At 74.2% G+C, this 24,943-nt stretch carries 26 protein-coding genes; 10 read left to right on the plus strand and 16 right to left on the minus strand.

Going from position 1 to position 24,943, the window contains the following annotated elements; all coding sequences use genetic code 11:
- Positions 1-70 precede the first annotated feature (70 nt).
- The 4 genes from IG94_RS0105390 to IG94_RS0105405 all read right to left on the minus strand — a co-directional run bounded on the left by IG94_RS0105390 (position 71) and on the right by IG94_RS0105405 (position 5,369).
- Positions 71-556, minus strand: a complete 486-nt coding sequence (locus IG94_RS0105390) for a DUF5709 domain-containing protein (protein WP_031031814.1) — start codon at positions 554-556, stop codon at positions 71-73.
- A gap of 79 nt (positions 557-635) precedes the next feature.
- Positions 636-2,114 (minus strand): hypothetical protein, encoded by a 1,479-nt coding sequence (locus IG94_RS0105395; RefSeq protein WP_031031817.1) that lies wholly within the window; start codon positions 2,112-2,114, stop codon positions 636-638.
- Positions 2,115-2,277: 163 nt separating this feature from the next.
- Entirely contained in the window at positions 2,278-4,632 is a 2,355-nt protein-coding gene (locus IG94_RS0105400; protein ID WP_031031819.1) for a glycoside hydrolase family 65 protein, read from the minus strand.
- On the minus strand, positions 4,629-5,369 hold the full coding sequence (locus tag IG94_RS0105405) for a beta-phosphoglucomutase family hydrolase (RefSeq protein ID WP_031031820.1): 741 nt from the start codon (positions 5,367-5,369) through the stop codon (positions 4,629-4,631). The genes IG94_RS0105400 and IG94_RS0105405 overlap by 4 nt, the downstream gene beginning before the upstream one ends.
- A 45-nt stretch (positions 5,370-5,414) precedes the next feature.
- Between IG94_RS0105405 and IG94_RS0105410 the strand changes: the two genes are divergently transcribed.
- Positions 5,415-6,170, plus strand: coding sequence for a nucleoside/nucleotide kinase family protein (locus IG94_RS0105410; RefSeq protein ID WP_372459476.1), 756 nt, complete (start codon positions 5,415-5,417; stop codon positions 6,168-6,170).
- 55 nt (positions 6,171-6,225) lie between these two features.
- Here the strand turns inward: IG94_RS0105410 and IG94_RS42810 are convergent, their stop codons facing one another.
- Positions 6,226-6,387 carry a hypothetical protein gene (locus IG94_RS42810; protein WP_166625600.1) on the minus strand — a complete coding sequence of 54 codons (162 nt, stop codon included), beginning with the start codon at positions 6,385-6,387 and terminating at the stop codon, positions 6,226-6,228.
- Between the two features lie 174 nt (positions 6,388-6,561).
- On the opposite strand from IG94_RS42810, the gene IG94_RS0105420 reads away from it, so the two are divergent.
- Together IG94_RS0105420 and IG94_RS0105425 are read left to right on the plus strand one after the other, a co-directional pair.
- A complete protein-coding gene (locus IG94_RS0105420; protein ID WP_031031823.1) occupies positions 6,562-7,476 on the plus strand; it encodes a MurR/RpiR family transcriptional regulator in 915 nt (304 codons plus the stop codon).
- Between the two features lie 112 nt (positions 7,477-7,588).
- Positions 7,589-7,972, plus strand: coding sequence for a hypothetical protein (locus IG94_RS0105425; protein WP_031031826.1), 384 nt, complete (start codon positions 7,589-7,591; stop codon positions 7,970-7,972).
- 25 nt (positions 7,973-7,997) lie between these two features.
- Here IG94_RS0105425 and IG94_RS0105430 read toward each other — a convergent pair whose 3' ends face one another.
- Complete coding sequence (locus IG94_RS0105430) at positions 7,998-8,495, minus strand: flavin reductase family protein (protein WP_107060445.1); 498 nt, start codon at positions 8,493-8,495, stop codon at positions 7,998-8,000.
- 144 nt (positions 8,496-8,639) lie between these two features.
- Between IG94_RS0105430 and IG94_RS0105435 the strand changes: the two genes are divergently transcribed.
- Both IG94_RS0105435 and IG94_RS0105440 read left to right on the plus strand, forming a co-directional pair.
- Complete coding sequence (locus IG94_RS0105435) at positions 8,640-9,374, plus strand: TetR family transcriptional regulator (protein ID WP_031031830.1); 735 nt, start codon at positions 8,640-8,642, stop codon at positions 9,372-9,374.
- A gap of 184 nt (positions 9,375-9,558) precedes the next feature.
- Positions 9,559-9,972 (plus strand): Zn-ribbon domain-containing OB-fold protein, encoded by a 414-nt coding sequence (locus IG94_RS0105440; protein WP_031031832.1) that lies wholly within the window; start codon positions 9,559-9,561, stop codon positions 9,970-9,972.
- 7 nt (positions 9,973-9,979) lie between these two features.
- On the opposite strand, the gene IG94_RS0105445 is transcribed toward IG94_RS0105440, so the two are convergent.
- Positions 9,980-10,384 carry a PPOX class F420-dependent oxidoreductase gene (locus IG94_RS0105445; RefSeq protein WP_031031834.1) on the minus strand — a complete coding sequence of 135 codons (405 nt, stop codon included), beginning with the start codon at positions 10,382-10,384 and terminating at the stop codon, positions 9,980-9,982.
- 321 nt (positions 10,385-10,705) lie between these two features.
- Here IG94_RS0105445 and IG94_RS0105450 point away from each other — a divergent pair, with 321 nt between their 5' ends.
- Positions 10,706-12,067 (plus strand): S1 family peptidase, encoded by a 1,362-nt coding sequence (locus IG94_RS0105450; protein WP_031031837.1) that lies wholly within the window; start codon positions 10,706-10,708, stop codon positions 12,065-12,067.
- An 88-nt stretch (positions 12,068-12,155) separates the two neighbouring features.
- Here IG94_RS0105450 and IG94_RS0105455 read toward each other — a convergent pair whose 3' ends face one another.
- A complete protein-coding gene (locus tag IG94_RS0105455; RefSeq protein ID WP_031031839.1) occupies positions 12,156-12,341 on the minus strand; it encodes a hypothetical protein in 186 nt (61 codons plus the stop codon).
- Between the two features lie 322 nt (positions 12,342-12,663).
- Here IG94_RS0105455 and IG94_RS0105460 point away from each other — a divergent pair, with 322 nt between their 5' ends.
- Positions 12,664-13,866 carry a Gfo/Idh/MocA family protein gene (locus tag IG94_RS0105460; RefSeq protein ID WP_031031841.1) on the plus strand — a complete coding sequence of 401 codons (1,203 nt, stop codon included), beginning with the start codon at positions 12,664-12,666 and terminating at the stop codon, positions 13,864-13,866.
- 34 nt (positions 13,867-13,900) lie between these two features.
- On the opposite strand, the gene IG94_RS0105465 is transcribed toward IG94_RS0105460, so the two are convergent.
- On the minus strand, positions 13,901-14,731 hold the full coding sequence (locus IG94_RS0105465) for an SDR family NAD(P)-dependent oxidoreductase (protein WP_031031846.1): 831 nt from the start codon (positions 14,729-14,731) through the stop codon (positions 13,901-13,903).
- 49 nt (positions 14,732-14,780) lie between these two features.
- Between IG94_RS0105465 and IG94_RS0105470 the strand changes: the two genes are divergently transcribed.
- Positions 14,781-15,320: a hypothetical protein gene (locus tag IG94_RS0105470; protein ID WP_031031848.1), complete on the plus strand. Its 540-nt coding sequence runs from the start codon at positions 14,781-14,783 to the stop codon at positions 15,318-15,320.
- Between the two features lie 13 nt (positions 15,321-15,333).
- Here the strand turns inward: IG94_RS0105470 and IG94_RS0105475 are convergent, their stop codons facing one another.
- From IG94_RS0105475 to IG94_RS0105485, 3 genes are all read right to left on the minus strand, one after another.
- A complete protein-coding gene (locus tag IG94_RS0105475; protein WP_031031851.1) occupies positions 15,334-16,260 on the minus strand; it encodes an SDR family oxidoreductase in 927 nt (308 codons plus the stop codon).
- Positions 16,261-16,427: 167 nt separating this feature from the next.
- The gene (locus IG94_RS0105480) at positions 16,428-17,057 is read right to left on the minus strand and encodes an MBL fold metallo-hydrolase (RefSeq protein WP_031031854.1); all 630 of its coding nucleotides are present in this window, start codon (positions 17,055-17,057) and stop codon (positions 16,428-16,430) included.
- Positions 17,057-18,145, minus strand: coding sequence for an S-(hydroxymethyl)mycothiol dehydrogenase (locus tag IG94_RS0105485; protein WP_031031856.1), 1,089 nt, complete (start codon positions 18,143-18,145; stop codon positions 17,057-17,059). Before IG94_RS0105485 ends, IG94_RS0105480 begins: the two co-directional genes overlap by 1 nt.
- 177 nt (positions 18,146-18,322) lie before the next feature.
- On the opposite strand from IG94_RS0105485, the gene IG94_RS0105490 reads away from it, so the two are divergent.
- On the plus strand, positions 18,323-20,077 hold the full coding sequence (locus tag IG94_RS0105490; protein WP_031031858.1) for an ABC transporter ATP-binding protein: 1,755 nt from the start codon (positions 18,323-18,325) through the stop codon (positions 20,075-20,077).
- Between the two features lie 8 nt (positions 20,078-20,085).
- Here IG94_RS0105490 and IG94_RS0105495 read toward each other — a convergent pair whose 3' ends face one another.
- A complete protein-coding gene (locus IG94_RS0105495; RefSeq protein WP_031031860.1) occupies positions 20,086-20,370 on the minus strand; it encodes a hypothetical protein in 285 nt (94 codons plus the stop codon).
- Between the two features lie 261 nt (positions 20,371-20,631).
- On the minus strand, positions 20,632-21,132 hold the full coding sequence (locus IG94_RS0105500; protein ID WP_031031862.1) for a metallophosphoesterase family protein: 501 nt from the start codon (positions 21,130-21,132) through the stop codon (positions 20,632-20,634).
- Between the two features lie 135 nt (positions 21,133-21,267).
- Here IG94_RS0105500 and IG94_RS0105505 point away from each other — a divergent pair, with 135 nt between their 5' ends.
- Positions 21,268-21,849 carry a hydrolase gene (locus tag IG94_RS0105505; protein WP_031031863.1) on the plus strand — a complete coding sequence of 194 codons (582 nt, stop codon included), beginning with the start codon at positions 21,268-21,270 and terminating at the stop codon, positions 21,847-21,849.
- Positions 21,850-21,951: 102 nt separating this feature from the next.
- Here the strand turns inward: IG94_RS0105505 and IG94_RS0105510 are convergent, their stop codons facing one another.
- Positions 21,952-22,131, minus strand: a complete 180-nt coding sequence (locus tag IG94_RS0105510; protein WP_031031865.1) for a hypothetical protein — start codon at positions 22,129-22,131, stop codon at positions 21,952-21,954.
- Positions 22,132-22,258: 127 nt separating this feature from the next.
- Positions 22,259-24,706, minus strand: a complete 2,448-nt coding sequence (locus IG94_RS0105515) for a SpoIIE family protein phosphatase (RefSeq protein WP_031031866.1) — start codon at positions 24,704-24,706, stop codon at positions 22,259-22,261.
- Positions 24,707-24,943: the final 237 nt, after the last annotated feature.

Genomic DNA, 24,943 nt, shown 5'->3' on the forward strand with positions numbered 1-24,943 from the left:
CCGGTTCGCTGGGTCGGGTGCCGTGCTGCGGGGCTCGCGCCCGCCGGTGCACCGCTCGCCGCCCCCGGGGTCACTCGCCCCGGGAGTCCGGGAGTTCCGTCTCGTCCTCCACGACGTGCACGGCGGCCTCCTCGGCGCCGGCGGCTCCGCCGTCGATGCCGACGTCCTCGGCGACGGTCTCCTTGGTCGTGTCGGCGTGGGCTCCCTCGTCGGGGGCGACCAGCCGCCCGGCACGGGCGGTGCCCGCCTCCGGGTCGACGGGCTCTCCCTCGCCGTCGGGCTCGTCGCCCACACCGTCGCCGTCGGGCGCCGTGACGTCCGGGGTCTCCTCGGCGAGGCGCTCGTCGAGGCTCTCGCCCTCGTGCTGCTCGGCGGCGGTGGTGCCGTGCTTGGTCACGCCGAGGGGCTTCTCCGGCGGGGAGTAGCCCTCGTCGAGCGTGTCGTCGTAGGTCCGCTCGTCGACGGCGTCCTGGAGGTCGAGGGGCGCGGCGTCCTCCTGCTCCTCGTTGGTCCCGGTTGGCTGGTAGGCGTCGTCGGCCATCGGGTCCGTGCCCATCGCTGCCTCCCTCTCACGCTCGCGTCGGCTCTGGCTCTCTCGTCCCCCTGTCCGCTTCGCGTTTCCCGATACGCGATCTCTAACCCGCGGGGGCGACGCGGATCTCCAGGCCGGTGACGCGGTACGGCTTCCAGTCGCGGGCGAAGCGCGGCGGGGTGCCGCCCGGCCCGGTGACGTCGGCGACCGGGATGCGGCGCGCGGTGGCCACGATCTCGGCGGCGGTGGTGTTCCCGTTGTTGCCGCCGGTCGATCCCGAGGAGCAGCCGGTGTAGTAGCCGATCGGGATGGACTCGTGCCCGGTGAGCAGGCAGGGCGGGCGGACACCGAGCCGGTGCAGCTCGGCGGCGACGCGGGCCCAGTCCCGGCGGCTGTCGGTGGTGCGGCCGGCGGTGCCCGCCAGAACGGCGAACTGGACCGCCAGGTGTCCGGCCAGCACGAGCGCGACCAGCGTCGCGACGGCCGGCCGCCACCGGCCACGTCCGGCACCGGCCAGGCGTCCCAGCGCCACGGCGACCGGGACGGCCAGCAGGGCGTAGGCGGGGAGCAGGAAGCGGGGCGCCGCGTAGCCGATCAGGAAGAGGTACGGCACCGCGGCCGTCACGGCGCAGGCGAACGGGAGCACCGTCGCGGCGCCCCGCCGGGCCCGGACCGCCACGGCCGCGCCGACGATCGCGGCGACGGGGAGCGCGAGCCACCACAGGGTGACCACCGGGTCCGGCATCGGCCCGGTGCACGGACGGCACAGGCCCCGTCCGCCGAGGCTGCGCATCTGGTCGGCGACGGCGAGGTGCAGGCCGAGGCCGCCCTGGATCTCGGAGGCCCGGGACAGCCGTTCCCCGAGGCCGCCGTACCAGGCGTACGCCTCGATCACCCACTCCGCTCCCCCGGCCGCCAGACCTCCCGCGAGGGCGAGCAGCAGCGGCCCGTGGCGGCGCACGGCGGCGAGGACGAGCAGGGGCAGGGCCGCCCAGACCGCGTCGGTGGGCCGCATCAGCGCCATCAGCGCGGCCCCGGCCGCCACGCCCCACAGGGCACGCCTGCCGGTGCGCCCCGGCAGAGCGTTCAGGAAGCAGCCCACGCAGGTCAGGGCGCCGATCGCGACCCAGTAGTTGGGCATCGCCTGCGGCCCGTAGAACAGGGTCACCCACAAGGTGGCGAAGAAGGCTCCGGCCGTGGCCAGGACCCGGGTGGGCAGCAGGTCCCGCCAGGTGCGCAGAGCGACGTACAGGCCGAGTCCCGACAGCACGGCGAGGTAGAGGCGCAGCAGTTCCGTGGAGGCCGACCAGGACGCGACGGGCGCCACCAGCAGGGAGACGCCGCGGGCGCGGGGCGCGCTGAAGAAGGCGGCCGGGTGGTGGGTGGTGACCTGGCTGACGTAGACCGTCTCGTCCCAGCCGAGGCCCATCGACAGCGGTACGAAGAGGAGTTGGGCGAGGACGAATCCGGCGGCCACCGCCGCGAGCGGGCCGGTGGCCCGCAGGCGCCCCGGGGTGGCGGACGTCGCCGTCGCCGTACCCCCTCGGCCGCCGGCGAGAAGGGCGTCCGCGCCGTCGGCCATCGTGCACCCCTCACCCCCGCTGCGCGCGGGGCCGGTCGGTCCTCGCTCCCCGCGGCCCGTGGCCGGAGCCGCCGGGCCGCGCCGGGAGCGACCAGGGTCAAGTTAACCCGCGTACCACCGCCGCGCAGGGCAGGGCCCCGGCCGGGTGACCCGGCCGGCCGGGTCAGCGGACGTTGGGGCGGCGGTGCGGGGGCTGTTCGGGGGTCGGCCGGGGCCGGGACGCGGGGACGGCGAGGGTGACCGGGCCGTCGCCGTTCATGTGCACCTCGCTCCCGTGGTGCCGGATCGTGAGAGGGTCGCCGCTGAGCAGGGTGTACGTGGCCTTGTCGGAGCCGATCTCCACGCGCAGGCACCGGCCGCGGAACTGGAGCCGGAAGGCCAGGCGGCTGAACTTCTCGGGCAGGCGGGGCGTGAAGCTCAGGCTGTCACCGACCCGCCGGGTGCCGCCGAACCCGGCGACCAGCGCCATCCACGTACCGGCCAGCGAGGCGATGTGCAGCCCGTCGCGGGTGTTGTGCTCCAGGTCGGCCAGGTCCATCAGGGCGGCCTCGGCGGCGTAGTCGTAGGCCAGGCGCAGATGTCCGGTCTGCGCGGCGACGACGGCCTGGCAGCACGCGGACAGCGAGGAGTCCCGCACGGTCAGCGGCTCGTAGTAGGCGAAGTTGGCGGCCGTCTGTTCGTCGTCGCAGTGGGCGTCGAACCAGCTGCCGCAGGTGTACATGGCCAGCACCAGGTCGGACTGCTTGATCACCTGTTTGCGGTAGATGTCGAAGTAGGGGAAGTGCAGCATCAGCGGGTACTGGTCGGCGCCGGTGGCGGCGAAGTCCCAGCGCTGGTGCCGGGTGAAGCCCGCGTGCTGCTCGTGGACGCCGATCTCGTCGTTGTACGGGATGTGCACGGCCTCGGCGGCGTCCCGCCAGGCGGCGCTCTCCTCCTCGTCGACGCCCAGCCGGGCGGCCTCCTCGGGGTGGCGCTCGCACACGTCGGCGGCGGCGAGGAGGTTGGCGCGGGCCATGAGGTTGGTGTACGTGTTGTCGTCGACCACGGCGCTGTACTCGTCGGGCCCGGTGATGCCGTCGATGTGGAAGACGCCGTGGTGGTCGTGGTGGCCGAGGGAGCGCCACAGCCGGGCGGTCTCCACCAGGAGCTCGACCGCGGTGTCCCGTTCGAAGTCGGTGTCGCCGGTGGCGGCCGTGTAGCGCACCACGGCGTGCGCGATGTCGGCGGCGACGTGGAAGGCGGCGGTGCCGGCCGGCCAGTACGCCGAGCCCTCCGAGCCGTCGATGGTGCGCCAGGGGAACGCGGCGCCGCGCAGGCCGAGCTGGGTGGCGCGGTCCCGGGCGGCGGGCAGGGTGGCCAGGCGCCAGCGCAGTGCCTCGGCGACGGCCTTGGGCGCGGTGTACGTGAGCACCGGCAGCACGAACATCTCGGTGTCCCAGAAGGCGTGTCCGTCGTAGCCCGAGCCCGTCAGCCCCTTGGCCGGGATCGCCCGCTGCTCGGCGCGGGCCCCGGCCTGGAGCACGTGGAAAAGGGCGAAGCGGACGGCCTGCTGGATCTCCTCGTCGCCGTGCACCTCGACGTCGGCGCTGGCCCAGAAGTCGTCGAGGTAGGCGCGCTGTTCGGCCACGAGGCCGTCCCAGCCGCCGTGGGCCGCGGCGGCCAGCGCCGCCTCGACCTGGTCGCTCATGGCGGGCCGGGAGCGGGTGCCGGACCAGCCGTGGGCGACCGTCTTCTGCACCCGCAGCCGCTGTCCCGGGTCCAGGACGGAGGTGACGGTCAGGCGGGACACGTCCGCGTTGCTCTCACTGCTGGTGGTGATCTCCCCGGGCGCGTCGATCTCGTGGTCCGCGGCCACGGCGACCCGCAGGCCGCTGCGCCGGGTGCGGTGGACCAGGCGCAGCCGCGAGCCGGCCGCCAGGTCCTCCTCCGGCTCCAGCGGGGACTGCAGCGCCTTGGCCGTCCGGGGGTCGCCGTCGGGGTCGGGCAGGCTCTCGTTGGAGACGAGTTCCGACTGGATGACCACCCGGGTGCGGCTGTCGACGGGCTCGACCTCGTACTGCACGGCGGCGATGGCGCGCTGGGTGAGGGAGACCAGGCGGGTGGAGCGCACCCGGACGGTGGTGCCGGCCGGGGAGGTCCACTCGCAGCTCCGCTCCAGGACGCCGCGTCGGAGGTCCAGGGTGCGCTCGTGCTTGACGAGCCGTCCGTAGCGCAGGTCGAAGGGCTCGTCGTCGACGAGCAGCCGCAGCAGCTTGCCGTTGGTGACGTTGATGACGGTCTGGCCGGACTCCGGGTAGCCGTAGCCCGCCTCGGCGTAGGGCAGGGGGTGGAGTTCGTAGACGCCGTTGAGGTAGGTGCCGGGCAGTCCGTGGGGTTCGCCCTCGTCGAGGTTGCCGCGCCAGCCGACGTGGCCGTTGGACAGGGCGAAGACGGACTCGCTCTGGGCGAGGAGGTCCAGGTTGAGGGCCGTCTCGCGCACGCGCCAGGGCTCGACGGTGTAGGTCCGGTTGGTGATCACGCGCGTCCTCCGAGTTCGGCGAGGTCCTTGACGACGCGGTCGGCGCCGTGGGCGTAGAGGGCGTCGGTCTGGCCGACGCGGTCGACGCCGACGACGTAGCCGAAGTGCCCGGAGCGGCCCGCGTCCATGCCGGCCAGCGCGTCCTCGAAGACCGCGGCGCGGGAGGCGTCCACGCCGAGGTCGCGGGCGGCGGCGAGGAAGGTGTCGGGGCGCGGTTTGCCCGGCAGCCCCCGTTCGCGGGCCACCACGCCGTCGATCCGTACGTCGAACAGTCCCTCGGCGTCGATGGAGCGCAGCACGTCGCGGGTGTTGGCGCTGGAGGAGACGATCGCGGTGGCGAGACCGGCGGCGCGGACCGCGTCGATGTAGCGCAGCGTGCCGTCGTAGGGGTCCACGCCGTCGGTGCGGATCTTCTCCAGGAGCAGTTCGTTCTTGCGGTTGCCGACGCCGTTGACGGTCTGCGCGTCGGGTGGGTCCTCGGGACCGCCCTCGGGCAGCTCGACGCCGCGGGAGGCGAGGAAGGAGCGGACGCCGTCGGCGCGTGGGCGGCCGTCGACGTACTCGTCGTAGTCGGAGTCGGTGAAGGGGCGGAAGTCCGCGCCGTCCCGCTCGCGCAGGAAGGCGTCGAACGTCTCCTTCCAGGCGGCGGCGTGCACCACCGCCGTCCTGGTGACGACCCCGTCGAGGTCGAAGAGGCAGGCCTGGATGTCGTCGGGAAGTCCCAGCTGCGTGCTCATACTCCCCACGGTTCCCCGACTCGGCGCGTCCCATCGGGTGACACACTGTGCGGTGTGCCTCCCCCTTCTCCCCGCCCCTCCTTCGACGACCTGCTCGCCCGTGCCCGCGCCCTGGCCGCCGGCGGCGGTCAGGGCGGCGGACGGCGCGGGGTCCGGCGGGCGGTCCTGGGCATCGCGGGCAGTCCCGGCGCCGGCAAGTCGACGCTCGCCGAGCGCCTGGTGCGCGAGCTGAACGCCGGCGGCGAGCCGTGGGTGGCGCACGTGCCCATGGACGGCTTCCACCTGGCCGACGTGGAGCTGGACCGGCTCGGCCGCCGGGACCGCAAGGGTGCGCCGGACACCTTCGACTCCGCCGGGTACGCGGCCCTGCTGGGCCGGCTGCGCGAGGAGGCGTACGGGGAGACGGTCTACGCCCCCGGCTTCGAGCGGGTCCTGGAGCAGCCGCTGGCCGGGGCCGTGGCGGTGCCGCCGTCGGCGCGGCTGGTCGTGACGGAGGGCAACTACCTGCTGCTGGAGGACGGCGCGTGGCCGCGGGTGCGGGCGCTGCTCGACGAGGTGTGGTTCTGCGAACTGGCGGAGCCGGAGCGGCTGCGCCGGCTGGTGGCCCGGCACGAGCGGTTCGGCAAGTCGCCCGAGCAGGCGCACGCCTGGGCTCACGGCCCCGACGGGCGCAACGCCGGCGTCGTCGCGGCGACGCGGCACCGGGCGGACCTGGTGGTCGCGGGGGAGGTACTCGACGGCCGCGGCGACCCGGACGACCGGGGCGCGGGGCACCCGGGCGCGGGACACCGCAGCGCGTGATCGACACGCCTGGACGCCTGGCCTGCGGCAACGCGGCGCCCGGGGTGCGGCGCGGTCACTCCTCGTCGTAGTCGTCGGGGCGGACGTGCGCCTCCTCGAGGGCCTCGCGCAGGGTGCGGCCGGTGCCGCCGGGCGGGCGGGGCGCGTCGTCCTGCTGCTGCTCCAGAACGTCGTCGGTGGTGTCGGTCTTCGGCCGGTTCTCTTCCGGGACGGTCATGTCGGCGGGCTCCTCGTCCGGGTCGGCGGGCTCGTACGCCCGTGCTTGCTCTCGTGGCGGCGGGTTCCCGGTCGGCGCGGTGCTATCCACGCCCGGTCCGGTCCGTCGTACCGCCCGGCCGGCCACGGTGGGTGAGCTATGTTGACCTCCGTGGGAGACAAGGGAGGCGCACCCGTGCCATCGCCACAGCAGGCACGTGCCCAGGCATCGGCGATCACCTCGGGACGGGCGGCCCCGGCGACGGAGGCCTCCCCCACGTCCCGGCTGCGGACCCTGTTCGACCGGCCCCGGCTCTCCCCGGGGCAGCGGCGCATCGCGCAGTACCTCATCGAGCACCTCCACGAGGCGGCCTTCCTGTCGATCACCGACCTCGCCGACCGGGTCGGGGTGAGTCAGCCCTCGGTGACGCGGTTCGCCTCGGCGGTCGGTTTCAGCGGCTACCCGGCGCTGCGGGAGCAGCTCCAGGCGGTCGCGCTGGGCGGCCGGGGCGGGCCGGCGGAGGAGAACCGGGGCAACGAACTGCAGGCGGCCGTGGACGCCGAGATCGAGAACCTGGCGAACCTGCGGCGCGACTTCGCCGACGCCGACCGGGTGATCGAGGCCGGCCGGGAGCTGGCCGCCTCGGCGCCGCTGACCGTCCTCGGGCTGCGCATCTCGGTGTCGCTCGCCGAGTACTTCGCCTACGCCGCCCGCCGCATCCATCCCGACGTACGCCTGGTCACCAGCGGCGGCACCGTCGCCTACGACGCGCTGCTCCAGTCCAGGGAGGCGGGCGGGGCCTGGGTACTGGCGTTCTCCATGCCCCGGCACGCCCACGAGACGCTGGGCGCCGTGCGGGTGGCACGGGGTGCCGGTCTCAAGGTGGCGCTGATCACCGACCTTGCCCTGGGCCCCCTGGCGGACGAGGCCGACGTCGCGTTCGCGACCGGCACCGGGTCGCGGCTGGTCTTCGACTCCTACGCGGCGCCCGGCGTGATGTGCGCGGCGCTGCTCCAGGCCATGACCGACGCCGATCCCGGCCGGACGCAGGCCCGGCTGGAGGAGTACGAGCACGTGGCGGACGAGCACCAGTTCTTCCTGCGGGACTGAGTGGCGTCTCGTAGGAGGCGTCCCCGCCTAAGCAGACATGAATGTTTCCATACGCCTTGCAAACCGGATGGCATATATAAATACTGCTCATGCCGCACCAGAACCGGAAGCGATGACCATGCCCCTGACGACGACGCGCACCAGTCCGGACTGGCCGTGCCAGGTCAAGACGCCCGGCAGCTACGACTGGGAGCGCTCGGCGGCCAGGTGGCTGCGCGAGCTGGTACCGGCCCGCTACGCCGGCTACCCGGCCCTGATCCGGCATCCGGTGCTGCTCGCCAGGCACGCGCAGCTCCAGGTCCAGCAGGAGATCCGGGTGGCCCGCACCGCCCTGCAGACCGCCCGGGCCGACCTGCCGCGGCTCGGCCTGCACGAGTCGGTCATCGAGCACACCATCAAGCTGTACGCGGCGGAGATCGGGCAGTTGCAGCACATCGCGCGCAGCGTGCGGGCGGTCGCCGAGGCGCTGGCCGAACGGGGCGCCGCCGGCCGCTGAGCCGGGCGCCGCCCGGGTGCGCGCGTCAGTCCACCGGGTGCCCCGGGCGGATCGCGCCGGTGTCGGCGAGCCGCAGCAGCGCTCCGCCGGCCACCTCGCGTTCACCCCACTCGACCGGCTCCAGCACGAACCCGACATGGTCTCCCCCGGCGGTCCGCTCCAGGACCCGTCCGACGAACCAGGCCGCGGCGTCGTCCAGCACGGCGGCCCCGCCGTACCCCTCCCGCCAGCCGGTCCGCCGGAACTTGTCGGTCTCGTCCCCGGTCTCCCCGCCGAACAGCTCGGCCGTCCCGTACCGGTCGCGGGCGAGCAGGTGGACCGCCAGGACCTCGGCGGACCGGGCCACCCGGAAGGTCCGGTTGACGTCGGAGAGCCACACGACGTACCGGACGGGGTTCAGGGAGCACTGCGAGTGGAAGCTCACCAGGCACCCGGCACGCTCCCCGCCCGCCGCGGCCGTCACCACGCACATGTCGGGGTCGAGCCGGTGCAGGAAGGCGTCCGGGGCAGCTGTGGCGGACATGGCGGCCATGCTAGGGCCTGTCCCGTGCTCCCCTCCGCCGGCCGGCGCGTTCCGGCCGGGGCGGTCCGGAGGCCGAGTGCACTCAGTTCCCTACGTGGGCTGCACTCAGTGCCACGCTGTCGGGGAGCTGCTACGTTCGCCCTCATGAGCACCAGCAGTGCGGAGCCCCGCCGCGGGGCCGGGACGGACGCGGCCGCGGTCCGGCCGCCGATACGGGAGGCGCTGGTGGCCGCGGCGTTCCGGCTGTTCGTCGAGCGGGGGTACGAGGAGACGACGGTGGACGACATCGTCGCCCTGGCCGGGGTCGGACGGCGGTCCTTCTTCCGCTACTTCCCGTCCAAGGAGGACGTGGTCTTCCCCGACCACGAACGCTGCCTGGCCGACATGAAGGCCTTCCTCGCCGCCGCACCCGAGGACGCCGACCCCGTGCGGCGGGTCTGCGACGCGGCCCGGCTCGTCCTGCGCATGTACGCCGAGAACCCGGAGTTCTCGGTGCAGCGGTACCACCTCACCAAGAAGGTTCCGGGGCTGCGCGCCTACGAGTTGTCGGTGGTGTGGCGCTACGAGCGCGCCCTCGCCGAGTACCTGCACGCACGTCTGGGCGGCCGGCCGGACGGCATCCTGCACGCCGACGTGATCGCGGCCGCGGTGGTCGCGGCGCACAACAACGCCCTGCGCTCCTGGCTCCGTTCGCGGGGCCGGGACGACGCGGGCGCCGCGGTCGACCACGCGCTGGGGTACGCGCAGTCCGTCTTCGGCGACGTGCCCGTGCCGCCCCGGGGCGCGGCGCCCGAGGACGTGGTGGTCGTGGCCGCGCGGCGCGGAACACCGCTGTGGCAGGTCGTGCGGGAGATCGAGACGGCCTTCGCGCGCGACTGAACGGGTGGGCGAGCGGGCGGCCGGGCGGACAACGGAACGAGCAACTGAGGGTACGGAGTGCCTTTACGGGTGACACTGCGTGCCATACGCTGTGGTGCGTGCACGGCGGCACGACCGGCCGGGCACACGCGTGCCCGCTGACCGCGCACGTGGATTCCGGCCCGAGCGCAGGGAGTTGACCAGCGTGTACCACCACTCAGGAAACGTCGCCCGGCAGGCGGCCGGCGCCGCGACGGGCCTGCTCGACGCGGAGGCACCGGACGCCGAGGCGGTCTACTTCCAGCGCTGCACCTGGTGCAGCACCGCGATGTACCACCGGGTGCTGTGTCCGGTCTGCCGCGGCAGCGACCTGCGCACGGAGCGCAGCGCGGGTACGGGCACGGTGCGCCACGCCTCGGTGGTGCACCGCAACACCCCGGCCGCGCGCAATGTCTCACTCATAGAGATGACCGAGGGTTTCGTGCTGCGGGGCCGGGTGACGGGCCCGCTCATCGGCATCCACAGCGGCGACCGGGTGCGGCTGTCCACGGCCAAGGACCCGGTGCGGGGCGAGCCGGTCTTCCAGCTGGTGGACGAGCCGTACCGGGCGTGGACCTGAGGGCCGGTCACTCCCCCGGCGGTCCGGGCGTGAGCGTGATGCGGATGCCCACGGTGCCGTCGAGTCCGCGGCGCAGCCGGCTGCCGAGGAGGGTGAGTCGGCCGACGACGCCGTACTTGCGGGCGAGCAGCCGCCGGTAGCGGGCCGTGCCGGCCGGGTCGAGGATCTCGGCCCGCCCCGGGACCTGGTCGCCGGTCGGCCTGCCGCGCACGTCGCAGGGGCCGACCAGGACGTCGGCGCGGTTGCGCACCCGCTTGACCTTCCAGGAGCCGGCGGGCGTCCAGACACCCAGGGCGTCACCGTCCCGCACGACCCACACCGGGGTGGCGACGGGAGTGCCGTTCTTGCGGTAGGTGGTGACCAGCAGATACTTGCCCGCACCGAGCCGGGCCGGTGACGCATCGTCGTCCATGCCCGGGAGTTTAGGGGGTGTCGTTTGGATCTTGTCGGGGTCGCAGGGTCTGGCACGCGCATCTGCGGCGTTGTCGTCGGTTGCCAGGGCTCCGCCCTGTCGCCCTCCTCCGCCTTGCAACTGCACGCACCAGACCCCGCTCAGGTCGGCTGGAAGGCGCCCTTGCCTGGAACCGACCAGATCCAAACGACACCCCCTTGGCCGTTCCGGCGCACGGGCCGGTGAACACTCACGGGCCGGGCCGCGTATGGGAGGAGGGCGCCCGACGTCCGGAGGCCCCCGCGGTGACGGCACCGCGTGTTCGGCTTCGGGAGCGCACGCATGAGGCACGCACGACGACGCATCGTCCGGCGAGCGGCACGGCTGGCGGCCGTCGGCGGACTGCTGATCGGGGGGACGATGGTCACCCGGGCGGTGGCGAGCGAGCCCGCCGACGCGCCCGCGGCGCCGCACACCCTGGCGCGGAGCGCGTCCGGCGCCGGGGCCGGGCTCGTGGAGCGGCTGGGTTCCGAGCGCACCGCGGGCCACTGGGTCGGCGACGACGGCCGGCCGGTCGTGGCGGTCACCGACGAGGAGACGGCCGGGTCGGTGCGGCGGGCCGGCGCCACGGCGAAGCTGGTGCGGCACAGCATGTCCGAACTGCGGTCGGCGGCCTCCGCCCTGCGCGCGGCACCCCGGGTGACGGGGACGGCGTGGGCGCTCGACTACCGGTCCAACGAGGTGCTGGTGCGCGGGGACAGCACGGTCTCCAGGTCGGACTGGTCCCGGCTCACGGGTGTCGCCGAGGGCATCGGCGGCTTCGTCCGCATGGAGCGCGTCCAGGGCACGTTCACCACGCGCCTGAACGGGGCGCAGCCGATCCTGTCCACGGCGGGGCGCTGTTCGGCGGGCTTCAACGTGACCGACGGCACGGACGACTTCATTCTGACCGCCGGACACTGCGGGCCCACCGGGTCCGTCTGGTTCGGCGACGACAAGGGCGACCGGGAGGTCGGCAAGACCGTGTCCGGCAGCTTCCCCGGGGACGACTTCTCCCTCGTGGAGTACGCCGGCGGCAAGGCCGGGGACAGCGCCGACGTCGTGGCGGTGGGCGACGGCAAGGGCGTACGGATCACGGGGGTGGGTGAACCGGCCGTGGGCCAGCGGGTGTTCCGCAGCGGGAGCACCAGCGGGCTGCGCGACGGCCGGGTGACGGCCCTGGACGCGACGGTCAACTACCCGGAGGGCACGGTCACCGGGCTCATCGAGACCGACGTGTGCGCGGAACCCGGCGACAGCGGCGGGCCGATGTTCTCCGAGGGCGTCGCGCTCGGTGTGACGTCGGGCGGCGACGGGGACTGCGCCAAGGGCGGTACGACGTTCTTCCAGCCGCTGCCTGAGGCGATGGAGGCGCTCGGCGTCCGGCTGATCGTCGCCGGGCAGGAAGACGCAGGGCAGGGCGCCGCGGCCTCGTCGCCGGCCCCCGGCACCGCCGCCCCGGGCGCCGCGGCACCGGGGGCGGCGGCGTCCGTGCCGGGGGCGGACGGGCGGACCCTGCTCGCGCGTCTCACCGACCGCCGCAACGTCGGGCCCGGCCTGCTGGTCGTGGCGGGCAGTCTGGTCGCCCTGGTCGCCACGCGGTGGATCCGCGCCGAGCACGACCGCAAGGCCTACCGTCAGCAGTACTCGGCGACGTGGGGCTGACCCGGGCCGGTACGAGAAGGGCGCCCGCCCCGCAGGGGGCGGCCGCCGGGCCGGGGACTCCGAGGCGCCGGGAAGCCCGCGGCGCCGGTCAGGCGGCCTCCATGGATTCCGGGGCCGCGTTGGCCCACTCCATGACGAGCCGCTGGTACTCCGCGCGCTGCTCGACGCTCAGTGTCCCGCCCGACCGGAGCCACAGGGCCCGGATCTCCTCGTTGACCTCGGCAGCCGATCGCTCGGAGGAGGGTTCAACAGTGGTGGACATACCGTGAAGCATACGGCGCCGAACGTGAAGACGATGTGAGTAATCGCCAGCCAAACGGACATATCGGACCGTGTTACTGGTCACGTCGATTCTCTCATCTGTCAAGGTCTACCGGCGAGTTCGTTCCGTCATGTGTGTTCTGCCGCACACGGCCGCCCTCTTCACGCCCGCCGCGGCTCGAACGGAGGCCGGAACGGTGGATTCACCGGCCGCGGTCCGGGCGAGGATCACCTCAGCCGGTGATCCCGTCCGTGACCACCACACGTAATCACCACCCATGACCGCGACCCGTGACCCCGACCAGTGACCGCGACCAGTGAAGGGCACGCCCTCCATGACCTTCTCCCTCGGCATCGTCGGTGCCGGCCAGTTCTCCGGCCAGTTCGCCAGGCTGTTCCGGGCGCATCCCGGTGTGCGTGACGTGTACGTCACCGACCTGCTGCCGGAGCGGGCCGAGCGGCTCGCCGCCGACGAAGGCCTCACCGGCACGTTCCCCGCCTACGAGGCGATGCTGGCGGCCGCCGAGGTCGACGCCGTGGCGGTCTTCACCCAGCGCTGGACCCACGGCCCGCTCGTGCTCCAGGGTCTCCGCGCGGGCAAGCACGTCTATTCCGCGGTCCCGATGGCGATCGGCGCGGACGAGATCGCGGAGATCATCGACACGGTCGCGGCCACCGGACTGACCTACATGATGGGTGAGACCAGCCAGTACAACCCGGCGACCGTCCACGCCCGCAACAAGATCGCGGAGGGCGCCTTCGGGCGGCTGTTCCACGCCGAGGGCGACTACGTGCACGACATGGACCTGGGCTTCTACGACGCGTACCGCTACAGCGGCGGAGCGGACTGGAAGTCCACGGCCAGCTATCCGCCGCTGCTGTACCCGACGCACGCGGTGGGCGGGGTGCTGGGTGCCTGGCGGACGCACGCGGTCAGCGTCTCGGCGATCGGCGTGGTGGACGAGCGCGGGGACGGCGTCTTCGACCGGTCGGTCAGCCGGTTCGACAACGACGTCTCCAACGCGACGGCCCTGTTCGAGGTGGCCGGCGGCGGGTCGTTCCGGACGAACGAGTTCCGCCGGGTCGGCTACCCCTCGCACATCCGGGAGTCGCGTTTCCGGTTCTTCGGCACCGAGGCGAGCATGGAACAGCTGGCCACGGTGGCGCTGTGGCAGGACAAGACGGGGGTGGAGGACATCAGCGAGCTGCTGGAACCCAGGCCCGCCACGTCGCCCGACGACCCCCGGCTCCAGCACGTCGCGCCCGAGTTGCGGGCCGCGTTCACCTCGGGCTCGGCGCCGGTGCACGACCGGGCGCGGCTTCCCCGGGCGTTCGACCTGCTGCCCAACGGGCACGAGGGCAGCCACCACTTCCTGGTGGACGACTTCGTCACCGCGGTGAACTCACGGACCCTGCCGTCCGTGAACGCCTGGGTCGCGGCCCGCTACACCCTGCCGGGCATCGTCGCCCACGAGTCGGCACGGCAGGGCGGGGCCAGGCTGCGGATACCGGACTTCGGGGACGCGCCGCAACGGTGAGGCGCCCGCGCGTCGGCCTCTCCCGGCCCGCGCCTCAGGCCCCGCGCCCCGTGCCCCGGTCCGTGCGGTCCGGCTCCTTCAGAGCCTGGCGGAAGCCCGTGTTGACCGCGGTCAGCCCGCCGTCGACGGTCAGCGTGGTCCCGGTGATCCAGGAGGCGTCGCGCGAGGCGAGGAAGGCGACGGCCGCCGCCACGTCCTCGGGCTCGCCCACCCTGCCCAGGGGATACAGGCCGCGTACCGCCGCCAGGTCCTCGTCCCGGCCCGCCCAGGCCGTGGTGCGCACCGTGCCCGGCGCCACGAGGTTGACCCGGACCCCGCGCGGGGCCGCGTGGCCGGCGAGGGTGCGGGTCAGCGAGGCGAGCCCGGCCTTGGCCGCGCTGTAGGCGTGGTTGCCGAAGTCCTGGACGCCGTTGACCGAGCCGATGTTCACGATCGCGCCGCGCCCGGAGGCCGCCAGGTGGGGCAGCGCGGCCCGGCAGCAGCGGTGGGCGCCGGTGAGGGTGACGTCGATGTCCCGGGCCCAGACCTCGTCCGGCTCGTCCTCGAAGAGCGGGGCGTCGGGGGCGCAGGCACAGGCGTTGTTGACCAGGACGTCGAGGCCGCCGAAGGTGCCCACGGCGTGGGCGACGGCCGCCTCGACGGACGCCCGGTCGCTCACGTCGCAGGCGTACGCCTCGACCGCGGGGCCCCGTCCCGCGGGACCGGCGATGTCCGCCGCCGTCCGCCGCGCGGCGTCCAGGTCCACGTCGGTCAGCAGCACCGCGGCCCCCTCCGCCGCGAGCCGGCGCGCGGTGGCCGCGCCGATCCCGCGGGCGGCGCCGGTGACGAGTGCCGTGTGGTCGGTGAAGCGCCCGGTGTCCGTCATGGCACGACCGTACTGCCGCGGCGATCACCCGGGCAGATACCGTGCGGCCATGTCCGCGTTCCTGCAGCAGCTCCCCGCACTGATCGGCGTCGTCGTCGGCGCGCTCGGTTCGTACCTCGCCGTCGTCCGCAGCGACCGGGCCCGGTTCCGCCAGGAGTCGGCGGTGCGCTGGGAGGAGCGCAGGCTCACGGTCTACTCGGACTACGCGCGTTCCCTGAAGGCCTCCGTCACGCTCGCCTACCGGGTCGCCGCCCACCTCGGCATCGACCCGCACCCGCATCCGCTGGCCCCGCGGGAGGCCGCCGCCGCCCGGGCGGAAGCCGGCCTCGACCGCGACCCGGCCTGGGAGGCACTGCTCATGCTGGGCAGCGGCGAGGTGGTGGAGCGGGCGCGGGCGTGGTTCGCGACCGTGCTGGAGATGGAGCGCTTCCTGCGCGGGGCGGCGCGCGATCCGGAGGCCTGGCGGGCGCTGCTGGAACGGCAGCGCGCCGCGCGCACGGGTTACTACACCGCCGTACGCGAGGACCTGGCCCTGCCCGCGGGGCACGGCGCCCGACGGCCGCTGCCGCCCGTCAGCGATATCGGGTGACGTCGGCCGCCCGTCAGCGATATCCCGTGACGTCGGCCGGCCGGCCCGCGTCCTGGACCTCGACCAGGTAGCGCCAGGCGTCCGGGCGGCTGCCGTCCAGGTCCGTGAAGCCGTACTCCCGGGCGAGGCCGCCGCCGGAGAGGGACCGGCCGTTGAAGCGGGCCACGCCGGGGTCGGCGGCGAGGGCGGCGACCGCACGGCCGACGTAGCGGGGCGACTCGGAGATGGCGAAGTGCGGTACGCGGTCGAGGGCGTCGCGCCAGTTGTCCTCGCGCACGCCGAACTGGTCGAGCATGATCTCCGACCGCATCCAGCCCGGAGTGAGCGCGACGGCGGTGGCGCCGCGCGGCCCGAGTTCGTGGCCGAGGGCGAAGGCCATGCGCAGGACCGACGTCTTGGCGAGGTCGTAGAAGAAGGAGTTGCGGTAGTGCTCGCGGTTGTAGTCGTCGGTGCCGTCGGTGACCTCGACGACCAGTCCGCCGGACCCGCGCAGCAGCAGCGGCAGGGCGTGGTGGCTGGTGACCGCGTGGGTCTCCACGGCGAGCCGCAGCAGCCGGAGGCCGCCCGCCAGGTCGTGCTCCCAAACGGGGCGGTCCCACTCGAAGAGGTTCTCGCCGCCCCAGATGTCGTTCACCAGGACGTCGAGGCGGGCCTGCTCCCGGGCGATGCGGTCGACGAGCACGGCGACCTGCGCCGGTTCGAGGTGGTCGGTGGGTACGGCGATGCCGCGGCCTCCGGCCTCGGTGACCAGGTCGGCGGTGTCCTCGATGGTCTCGGGCCGGTCGTACTCCGAGCGCCGGGTGCGGGTACTGCGCCCCGTCACGTACACGGTGGCGCCCGCCGCGCCCAGTTCGACGGCGATGCCGCGGCCCGCGCCGCGGGTCGCCCCGGCGACCAGGGCGATCTTGCCCGCGAGCGGCTTCTTCGATGACTCTGCCATGTCCGGCTTCCGTTCCTCTCCCGTACGTACGGGTCGTGGTCCCACGAGCCCGTGACCGAGAGTGCCCGGGAAGCCGGACATCTTCTGTCACCTATTCCGCGTGTCCGGTTTTCCGGGTGCGGCCGGTTTCGCGCGGAGGGCGGATCAGTGTCCGCGCGGACGGTGGATCAGTGTCCGCGCGCGATCCACTCCGCCAGGTGCGGGGCCTCGGCGCCGATGGTGGTCGGATCACCGTGGCCGGTGCGGACCTCCGTCTCGGGCGGGAGCACCAGCAGCCGGTCGCGGATCGAGTCGACGATCGTCGGGAAGTCCGAGTAGGACCGTCCGGTCGCGCCGGGACCGCCCTGGAAAAGGGTGTCGCCGGTGAACACGGTGCCGAGGCCGGGGTCGTACAGGCAGACCGCGCCGGGGGCGTGCCCGGGGGTGTGCAGGACGGTCAGGTCCGCGCCGGCGGCCTCGATGACCTGGCCGTCGGCCAGCCAGGCGTCGGGGTCCCGGTCGGGGTGGGTCTGCCGCCACAGCGGCAGGTCGTCGGGGTGCAGCCAGACGACGGCGCCGGTGCGCTCGGCGAGCGCGGGGGCGGCACCCACGTGGTCGTTGTGGGCGTGGGTGCACACGATGGCGGTCAGGCGCCGGTCGCCGACGGCCTCAGCGATCGCGTCGGCGTCGTGGGCGGCGTCGATGACGACCACCTCCTGGTCGTCGCCGACGAGCCAGACGTTGTTGTCGACATCCCAGGTGCCGCCGTCGAGGCTGAACTGCCCGGAGGTGACGAGGCGTTCGATGCGGGCGGCCATCAGAGGACCACCACCGAACGCAGCACGTCACCGGCGTGCATCCGGTCGAAGGCGTGCTCCACCTGGTCGAGCCCGACGGTCTCGGTGACGAACTTGCCGAGGTCCAGGCGGCCCTGGAGGTGGAGGTCGACGAGCATCGGGAAGTCGCGGGAGGGCAGGCAGTCGCCGTACCAGGACGACTTGAGCGAGCCGCCGCGTCCGAACACGTCGAGCAGCGGCAGTTCCAGCTTCATCTCCGGCGTGGGGACGCCGACGAGGACGACGGTGCCGGCCAGATCGCGGGCGTAGAAGGCCTGCCGGTAGGTCTCCGGCCGGCCGACGGCCTCGATGACGACGTCGGCGCCGAAGCCGCCGGTCAGTTCGCGGATCGCCTCGACCGGGTCGGTCTCGCGGGAGTTGACGGTGTGGGTGGCGCCCATGGAGCGGGCGGTCTCCAGCTTGCGGTCGTCGATGTCGACGGCGATGACCTTCGCCGCCCCGGCCAGGTGGGAGCCGGCGATCGCCGCGTCGCCGACGCCGCCGCAGCCGATGACGGCGACGGTGTCGCCGCGGCCGACGTTGCCGGTGTTGATGGCGGCGCCGATGCCGGCCATCACCCCGCAGCCGAGGAGGCCGGCCACCTCGGCGGAGACGGCCGGGTCGACCTTGGTGCACTGCCCGGCGGCGACCAGCGTCTTCTCGGCGAAGGCGCCGATGCCCAGGGCCGGGGAGAGCTCCTGGCCGGTCGAGGCGAGGGTCATCTTCTGCTCGGCGTTGTGGGTGTCGAAGCAGTACCAGGGCCGCCCGCGCGTACAGGCCCGGCACTTGCCGCACACGGCACGCCAGTTGAGGACGACGAAGTCGCCGGGCGCGACGTCGGTGACGCCCGTGCCGACCGACTCCACGACGCCCGCGGCCTCGTGGCCCAGCAGGAAGGGGAAGTCGTCACTGATGCCGCCCTGCTTGTAGTGCAGGTCCGTGTGGCACACCCCGCAGGCCTGGATCTTGACCACGGCCTCGCCCGGGCCGGGATCGGGCACGACGATCGTCTCGATCCGCACCGGCTCGTCCTTGCCCGGCGCGACCACGCCGCGTACTTCCTGCGCCATGCTGCTGACCCCTTCCTCGGCCGTTCAGTTCCGCCCCGACCCTACGCGGTCGTACGCGTCAAAGGGCAGGTGACGGGGCTGTTCGAAGGCCGGGAGCGGCCACGGCTCACGCCCGCGGGTCCGGCGGTGCGGCGCCCACGTAGCCTGAGTCCCTCGTCCGCGTGCCGAAGGAGCATCGTGACCACCGCCGATCCGCAGTCCGGTCAGCCCGCCTGGCGGCTGCTCCTGTCGTACATACGCCCGCACCGCGGCGCCCTGGCCGCGGGTGCCCTGCTCTCGCTCCTCACCGGAGCCGCGGGGCTGCTGCTGCCGCTGGTGGCGCGGGAGCTGATCGACGACCTGGCGCACGACCGGGCCATCACCGGCGCGCTGCTCGCCATGTCGGGGCTCGTGGTCGGCAACACGGCGCTGGGCGCGCTGGGTTCGTACGTGCTGCGGCGCACCGCCGAGTCGGTGGTCCTCGGGGCGCGGCGCTCGCTGTCGTCGTATCTGCTGCGCCTGCGGGTGGCGGCCGTGGACCGCACCGAGCCCGGCGATCTGATGGCCCGCATCACCTCGGACACCACCCTGCTGCGGGAGGTGACGACCGACTCCCTGATCGGTCTGGGCACCGGCGGACTCACGCTGGTGGCGACGCTGGTGATGATGGGGGTGGTCGATCCGGTGCTCCTCGGGGTCACGCTGGCGGTGGTCGTCGGGGCGGGTACGGTGCTGGGCCTGATCGTGCCGCGCATCAACCGCGCCAGCCGGCAGGCGCAGGACGCGGTAGGGGTGATGGGGGCCGCGCTGGAGCGGACCCTCGGCGCGCTGCGCACGGTGAAGGCGTCCGGGGCGGAGCCGCGTGAGGAGCGGGCGCTGCACGAGGCGGCCGAGGAGTCGTGGCGGCAGAGCGTGCGCGCGGCCAAGTGGTCGGCCGCCGCGGGCAACACGGCCGGGCTGGCGATGCAGCTCGCGTTCATCACGGTGCTCGCGGTGGGCGGGGCGCGGGTGGCGACGGGGGCGATCGACGTGGGGACGCTGGTGGCGTTCCTGCTGTTCGTCTTCTATCTGATGGCGCCGATCCAGCAGGTGGTCGGCGCGGTCACGCAGTACCAGACGGGCCGGGCGGCACTCGCCCGGATCCAGGACGCGCTGCATCTGCCCGCGGAACCGGCCGCCCGGCCGGCCCCGCTGCCGTCACCGGGCGCGGAGCCGGCGTCGGTCGCCTTCCGGGACGTCCGCTTCCGTTACGCCGACGATCTGCCGTACATCCACCACGGGGTGACGTTCGAGGTGCCGGCCCGCGGCATGACGGCGTTCGTCGGCCCGTCCGGCGCGGGCAAGACCACCGTCTTCTCGCTGATCGAGCGGTTCTACGACCCCGGCTCGGGGGAGATCGCGCTCGACGGCCGCAGCCTCGCGGAGTGGGAACTGCCCGCGCTGCGGGCCGCGATCGGCTACGTGGAGCAGGACGCGCCGGTGCTCTCCGGCTCCCTGCGGGACAATCTGCTGCTGGGCAACCCGCAGGCGGACGAGGCGGACGTCGCCGCCGTGCTGAAGACGACGCGGCTCGACGGGCTGGTCGCGCGGCTGCCGAACGGGCTGGAGACGCTGGTGGGGCACCGCGGCACCAAGCTGTCCGGCGGCGAGCGCCAGCGGGTCGCCGTCGCCCGTGCGCTGCTGCGCCACCCGCGTCTGCTGCTGCTCGACGAGGCGACCTCGCAGCTGGACGCGGTGAACGAGGCGGCGCTGCGCGACACCGTGGCCGAAGTCGCCCGGACGACCACGGTGCTGGTCGTCGCCCACCGGCTGTCCACGGTCACGACGGCCGACCGGATCGTGGTGATGGACGCGGGACGCGTCCGCGCGGTGGGGACGCACCGGGAGCTGGTGACCGCGGATCCGCTGTACGCGGAGCTGGCGGCCACCCAGTTCCTGGCGGCGAGCGACTGACCCGGGCGTCAGCCCAGGGCGGGGACCGCACCGAAGACCGGTGAGACCAGCCCGGTGACCTGCTGGAGCTGGTTGAGGTCCTGCAGCCGGTTCAACTGCTGGGAGGGCAACGGCATCTGGGCCCGGTCCTCGGCGGGCATGTCACCGACCGCGAGCGAGTCGAGGGTGTCCGTCACGCTGAGCTTCTCGGCGCCGAGCGGGCCCGCGCCCGCCGCGCTCGCCATCGGGGCGGCGAGAGCGGTGACACCGGCGGCGAGCCCGACTGCGGCGACGATACGTCGTGTTGAGATCATGCCCTGCCCAACGCGGGCGGGCCGGCGGCGGACACGGCCGGCCGGGGCCGCTCACCCGTCAGGGCTAGGGGATGCCGTTCGGATCAGGTCGGTTCCAGGCAACGGCGCCTTGTTGCCACGCCGTACTCCGGCCGGTCCGTGGTGAAACGTGGTCCCCAGGCCGAGGACGGCGCCGGTGGCCGGGTCCATGATCAGGATGCGGCGGAAGCCGGTCCCCTCGTACACGTAGGCCTCCGCGGCACAGCTTCCGCTCGCTGCCGCTCAGCGCCGGGGCAGCCGGTGCAGAGTCACCTGCGCGAGCAGGCCGCCGGTCACCTCTGCCGTCATGTAGGTGCAGTGGGGCTGCCGGCGCCGGTCCGTCGGCGAGCCCGGGTTGAGCAGGCGCAGACCGGTGTCCGCGGTCGTGTCCCACGGGATGTGGCTGTGGCCGAAGACGAGGACGTCGAGGTCGGGGAAGCGGGCGGCGCAGCGCCGCTCGCGCCCCTGGGCGGAACCCGTCTCGTGGACGACGCCGAAGCGCAGGCCGCCCAGGTCGGCGCGGGCCACCTCGGGCAGGCGGGCGCGCAGGGCGGGCCCGTCGTTGTTGCCGTACACCCCGACAAGGCGGCGGCTGCGGCCCTCCAGCAGGTCGAGAGTGGCGGTGTCGACCCAGTCCCCCGCGTGCAGGACGACGTCGGCGCGCGGGATCTCCGCGAGCAGCGGCGCGGGCAGTTCCTTCGCCCGCTTCGGCAGGTGGGTGTCGGACACGAGCAGCAGACGCACCCCGCCAGGTTAGGGCGGGGCTCGTGCTCGCGCGAACACGCAATCACCGGGTAAAACTGTGCAGGCTTAACTGGACAGTCTTACCTGTGGAAATTAGCGTGGTGGGCACGCACCGTCCGAAAGGCACCCCTCCTCATGGCCCTCACCGCCCTTGACCCCCGGACCGCCCTGGTCGTGATCGACCTCCAGGCCGGCATCGTCTCCGCGCCCACCGAGCCGTACGGCGGCTCCGACGTCGTGGCCCGCAGCGCCGAGCTGGCGGACGCCTTCCGCGCCCGCGGCCTCCCCGTGGTCCTGGTCCGGGTCTCCTTCGCCGCGGACGGCGCCGACGCCGTGCCGGGCCGCACGGAGGCCGGCGGCGCGGGCGGGACGAGGCCGGAGGGCTGGGACGTGATCGTCGACGAACTGGCCGGCCACCCCGGCGACATCACCGTCACCAAGCGCAACTGGGGCGCCTTCCACGGCACCGGCCTCGACGTCCAGCTGCGCCGCCGCTCGGTCACCCAGATCGTGCTGACCGGCATCGCCACCAGCATCGGCGTCGAGTCCACCGCACGCGCCGCCCACGAGCACGGCTACCACGTCACCCTCGCCACCGACGCGATGAGCGACATGAACGCCGACGCCCATCGCAACAGCGTCGAGCGGATCTTCCCGCGCCTCGGGGAGACGGGGACGACGGCGGAGATCCTGGAACTGCTGTCCAGGACGGACTGAGTCCGCTGTCCGCCGGGTCCACCGAGTCCTCCGAGTCCTCCGAGTCCTCGGAGTTCACCACCCGCCGGGGCGGGCCGACCCGCTCCTCACCCGGGGGCTCGGTCAGTCCTCGCCCCGGACGATGTTCGACTCCTGGCCCGGTTGCGGCGCGCGGGGAGCGCTGCCGTCCTCGACGGCGGGTACGCAGGTGCGCATCAGGCCCCTCCCCCGCAGCCGGCGGGCCTTCGACCATCCGGTCTCCACCCGGCGGACAGCGGCTTTGCCGCTGGTGTCCGTGGTCACGAGCATCATCTTCCTTCTGCTTCTGGCGCGTCGCTTCCGCGTCCGGTGCACTCGCCCGGGCGGGTCCCCGGACCGGGCTCCGTGAAACACCGGCCACGGCGGCCCACGGGCCGGACCGGGGCGCCGTTCACTCGCCCAGTGCGATCTCGCTCCAGACCTGCTTGCCCCCGCCGACCGGCAGCGTCCCCCACGCCGCCGACATCGCCTCGACGAGGAGGATGCCGCGCCCGCCGGTGGCCTCCCAGCCGATGCTGGTCGGTTTGGCGGGTGTACGGGGCGAGGCGTCGGCGACCGCCACGCGCAGCCGGCGGCCGATCAGGGCGAGGTCGAGGCGGACCTGGCCGTCGGTGTGCACGAGGGCGTTGGTGACGAGTTCGGAGACGATCAGGAGGACGCCGTCGGTGGTGTCGTCCGGGACGTCCCAGGAGCGCAGGGTGCGCCGGGCGAAGCGGCGGGCGTGCCGCACGGCCTCCGGCAGCCGCCACACCGACCAGCTCTCCCGCAGCGGGCGCAGGGCCATGCCGTCGTAGCGCACCAGGAGCAGGGCGACGTCGTCGCTGCGGCGGGCCTCGCCGAGCAGGGCGTCGGCGAGGAGCCCCAGGTGGGCGGGGTCGGAGCCGGTCAGCGCGTGGGCGAACCGGTCGAGGCCCGCGTCGATGTCGCTCTCCGGCGTCTCCACCAGGCCGTCCGTGGTGAGGGCGATCAGGGTGCCGGGCCGCAGCCGCAGCGGACTCATCGGGAAGTCGGCCTGCGGCACCACGCCGAGCGGCGGGCCGCCCTCCGCCTCGGCGATCTCCGTGCTGCCGTCGGGATGGCGCAGCACCGGCGGCAGGTGCCCGGCCCGCACGCACCAGGCGGCCCCCGCCTCCATGTCGAGGTCGACGTAGACGCAGGTGGCGAAGAGGTCGGTCTCCATGTCGACCAGCAGCCGGTTGGCGTGCGAGACCACCACGTCCGGCGGGTGCCCCTCGGCCGCGTAGGCGCGCAGGGCGGTGCGCATCTGGCCCATCAGCGTGGCGGCGCCGGCGCTGTGGCCCTGGACGTCGCCGATGACGAGGGCCACGTGGTGGTCGGGCAGCGGGATCACGTCGTACCAGTCGCCGCCCAGTTCGAGTCCGGCCGTGCTGGGCAGGTAGCGGGCGACGGCGACCGCGCCGGGCAGTTCCGGCAGGCGGCGCGGCAGCAGCTGGCGCTGGAGCATGCCGACCAGTTCGTGTTCGGCGTCGAAGGCGTGGGCCCGCATCAGGGCCTGTCCGGCGAGGCCGGCGGAGGCGGTGAGCAGGGCGCGTTCGTCGGGGCCGAAGTCGTGCGGGGCGTCCCAGCCGATCAGGCAGGCGCCGGCCATGCGTCCGCCGGCGGGCAGCGGCAGCACGGCGAGCCCGCCGGGGCCCACGTCGGCGAGCGCGGGCTCCAGGTCGCCGGTGCCGGCGGGCCAGATCCGGGCGCGGCCCTCGCGCAGGGCGGCGGCGAGGGTGGGCATGGCCCGTACCGGCGCGTCCGGCCACTCGGTGCGCCACTCCAGCCGCCACAGCTCGGGCCAGGACTCGGGGTCGGGCGGGTCGAGGACGGTGACCACGAGCCGTTCGTTCTCCAGCTCGGCCAGCGCGATCCGGTCGGCGCGCAGCGGCCTGCGCAGGGCGGCGACCACGGCCTGGCTGACGTCGCGGACGGTCCCGGCGGTAGCGAGGGCGGCGGCGAGCCGCTGGACGCGGGCGACGTCGGTGACGTCCGGGCGCAGCGTGGAGGCGTCGGCGACGGTTCCGAGCAGGCGGGTCGGCCGGCCCTCGCCGCCGGGCAGCAGGCGCCCGCTGAGCCGGAGCCACTTCGGCGGCCCGGTGGGCTGCAGTACGCGGAACTCCAGTTCGCGCTCGCCGATGGTCATGTGGTCGGCCTCGGTCACCGACATCAGTGAGGGCAGATCCTCCGGCACCGTGAGGCCGAGCAGCGTCTCGACCCGGCCGTCGAACTCGCCGGGGGCGAGGCCGAACAACCGCAGGACGCCGTCGCCGACCTCGACCCGGCCGCTGTCCATCGCGAGGGTGAAGGCAGTGGGCCGCAGTTCCCCGCCCTCGGCGGCCTCGGTGGGGACGGGGCAGGTCAGGGCCTCGGCGATCAGTTCCAGGCAGGCGCGGTCCTCGGCGCCGAAGCCGTCCGGATGCCCGGTCAGGGCGAGCAGGCAGCCACCGCCGTCCCCGCGTACCGGCAGCGCGGCGAGCGAGAGGCCGCTGGACGGCACGCGCCGCGACTCCGCCGAACCGGCGAACTCCTCAGGACCGACCCACACCGCGGCGCCGCCCCGGTGGGCGTCGGCGACCGGGGAGCCGCCGGACGCCGGATAGCTGTCACGCACGCCGTACAGGGCGCGCGGCACACCGGCCGACTCGACCAGGCAGAGCAGGTCGCGGTGGTCGCCGGGCGTGTAGAGGGCGGCGCAGGAGGCACCCGCGAAGACCAGTGCCTGCTCCAGGACCCGGCGCGTGCGCCCCTGGCGGTCCGGTCCGGCGGCGATCGCCTTCAGGGCACCCTCGGCCCGCAGGGTCCTCGACCCGCGTTCCGCAGCACCCTCTCCGACCACTTCGCCATTACAGCGCCAAAGCGACGCCCGCGCAGCCCCTGCGGAGCTGTTACCGGTGGTGCGGGGCGTGTGTACGTGCGTGGGAGCGCGCCCGCGCCCGGCCGGGACGGCACCCGGGCGGGCTGGATCCGGAGGATGCGAGGGAGGCGCCCCGCGCTGGGTGGCCCCGGGTGCGATCACCTCCGCACGAGGCCGACGGTGCGCGTGGGGAGGGAGGGGGCGTGCACCGCGGTGGCC

The organism is Streptomyces olivaceus (genome assembly GCF_000721235.1).
GTDB classification, from domain to species: domain Bacteria; phylum Actinomycetota; class Actinomycetes; order Streptomycetales; family Streptomycetaceae; genus Streptomyces; species Streptomyces olivaceus.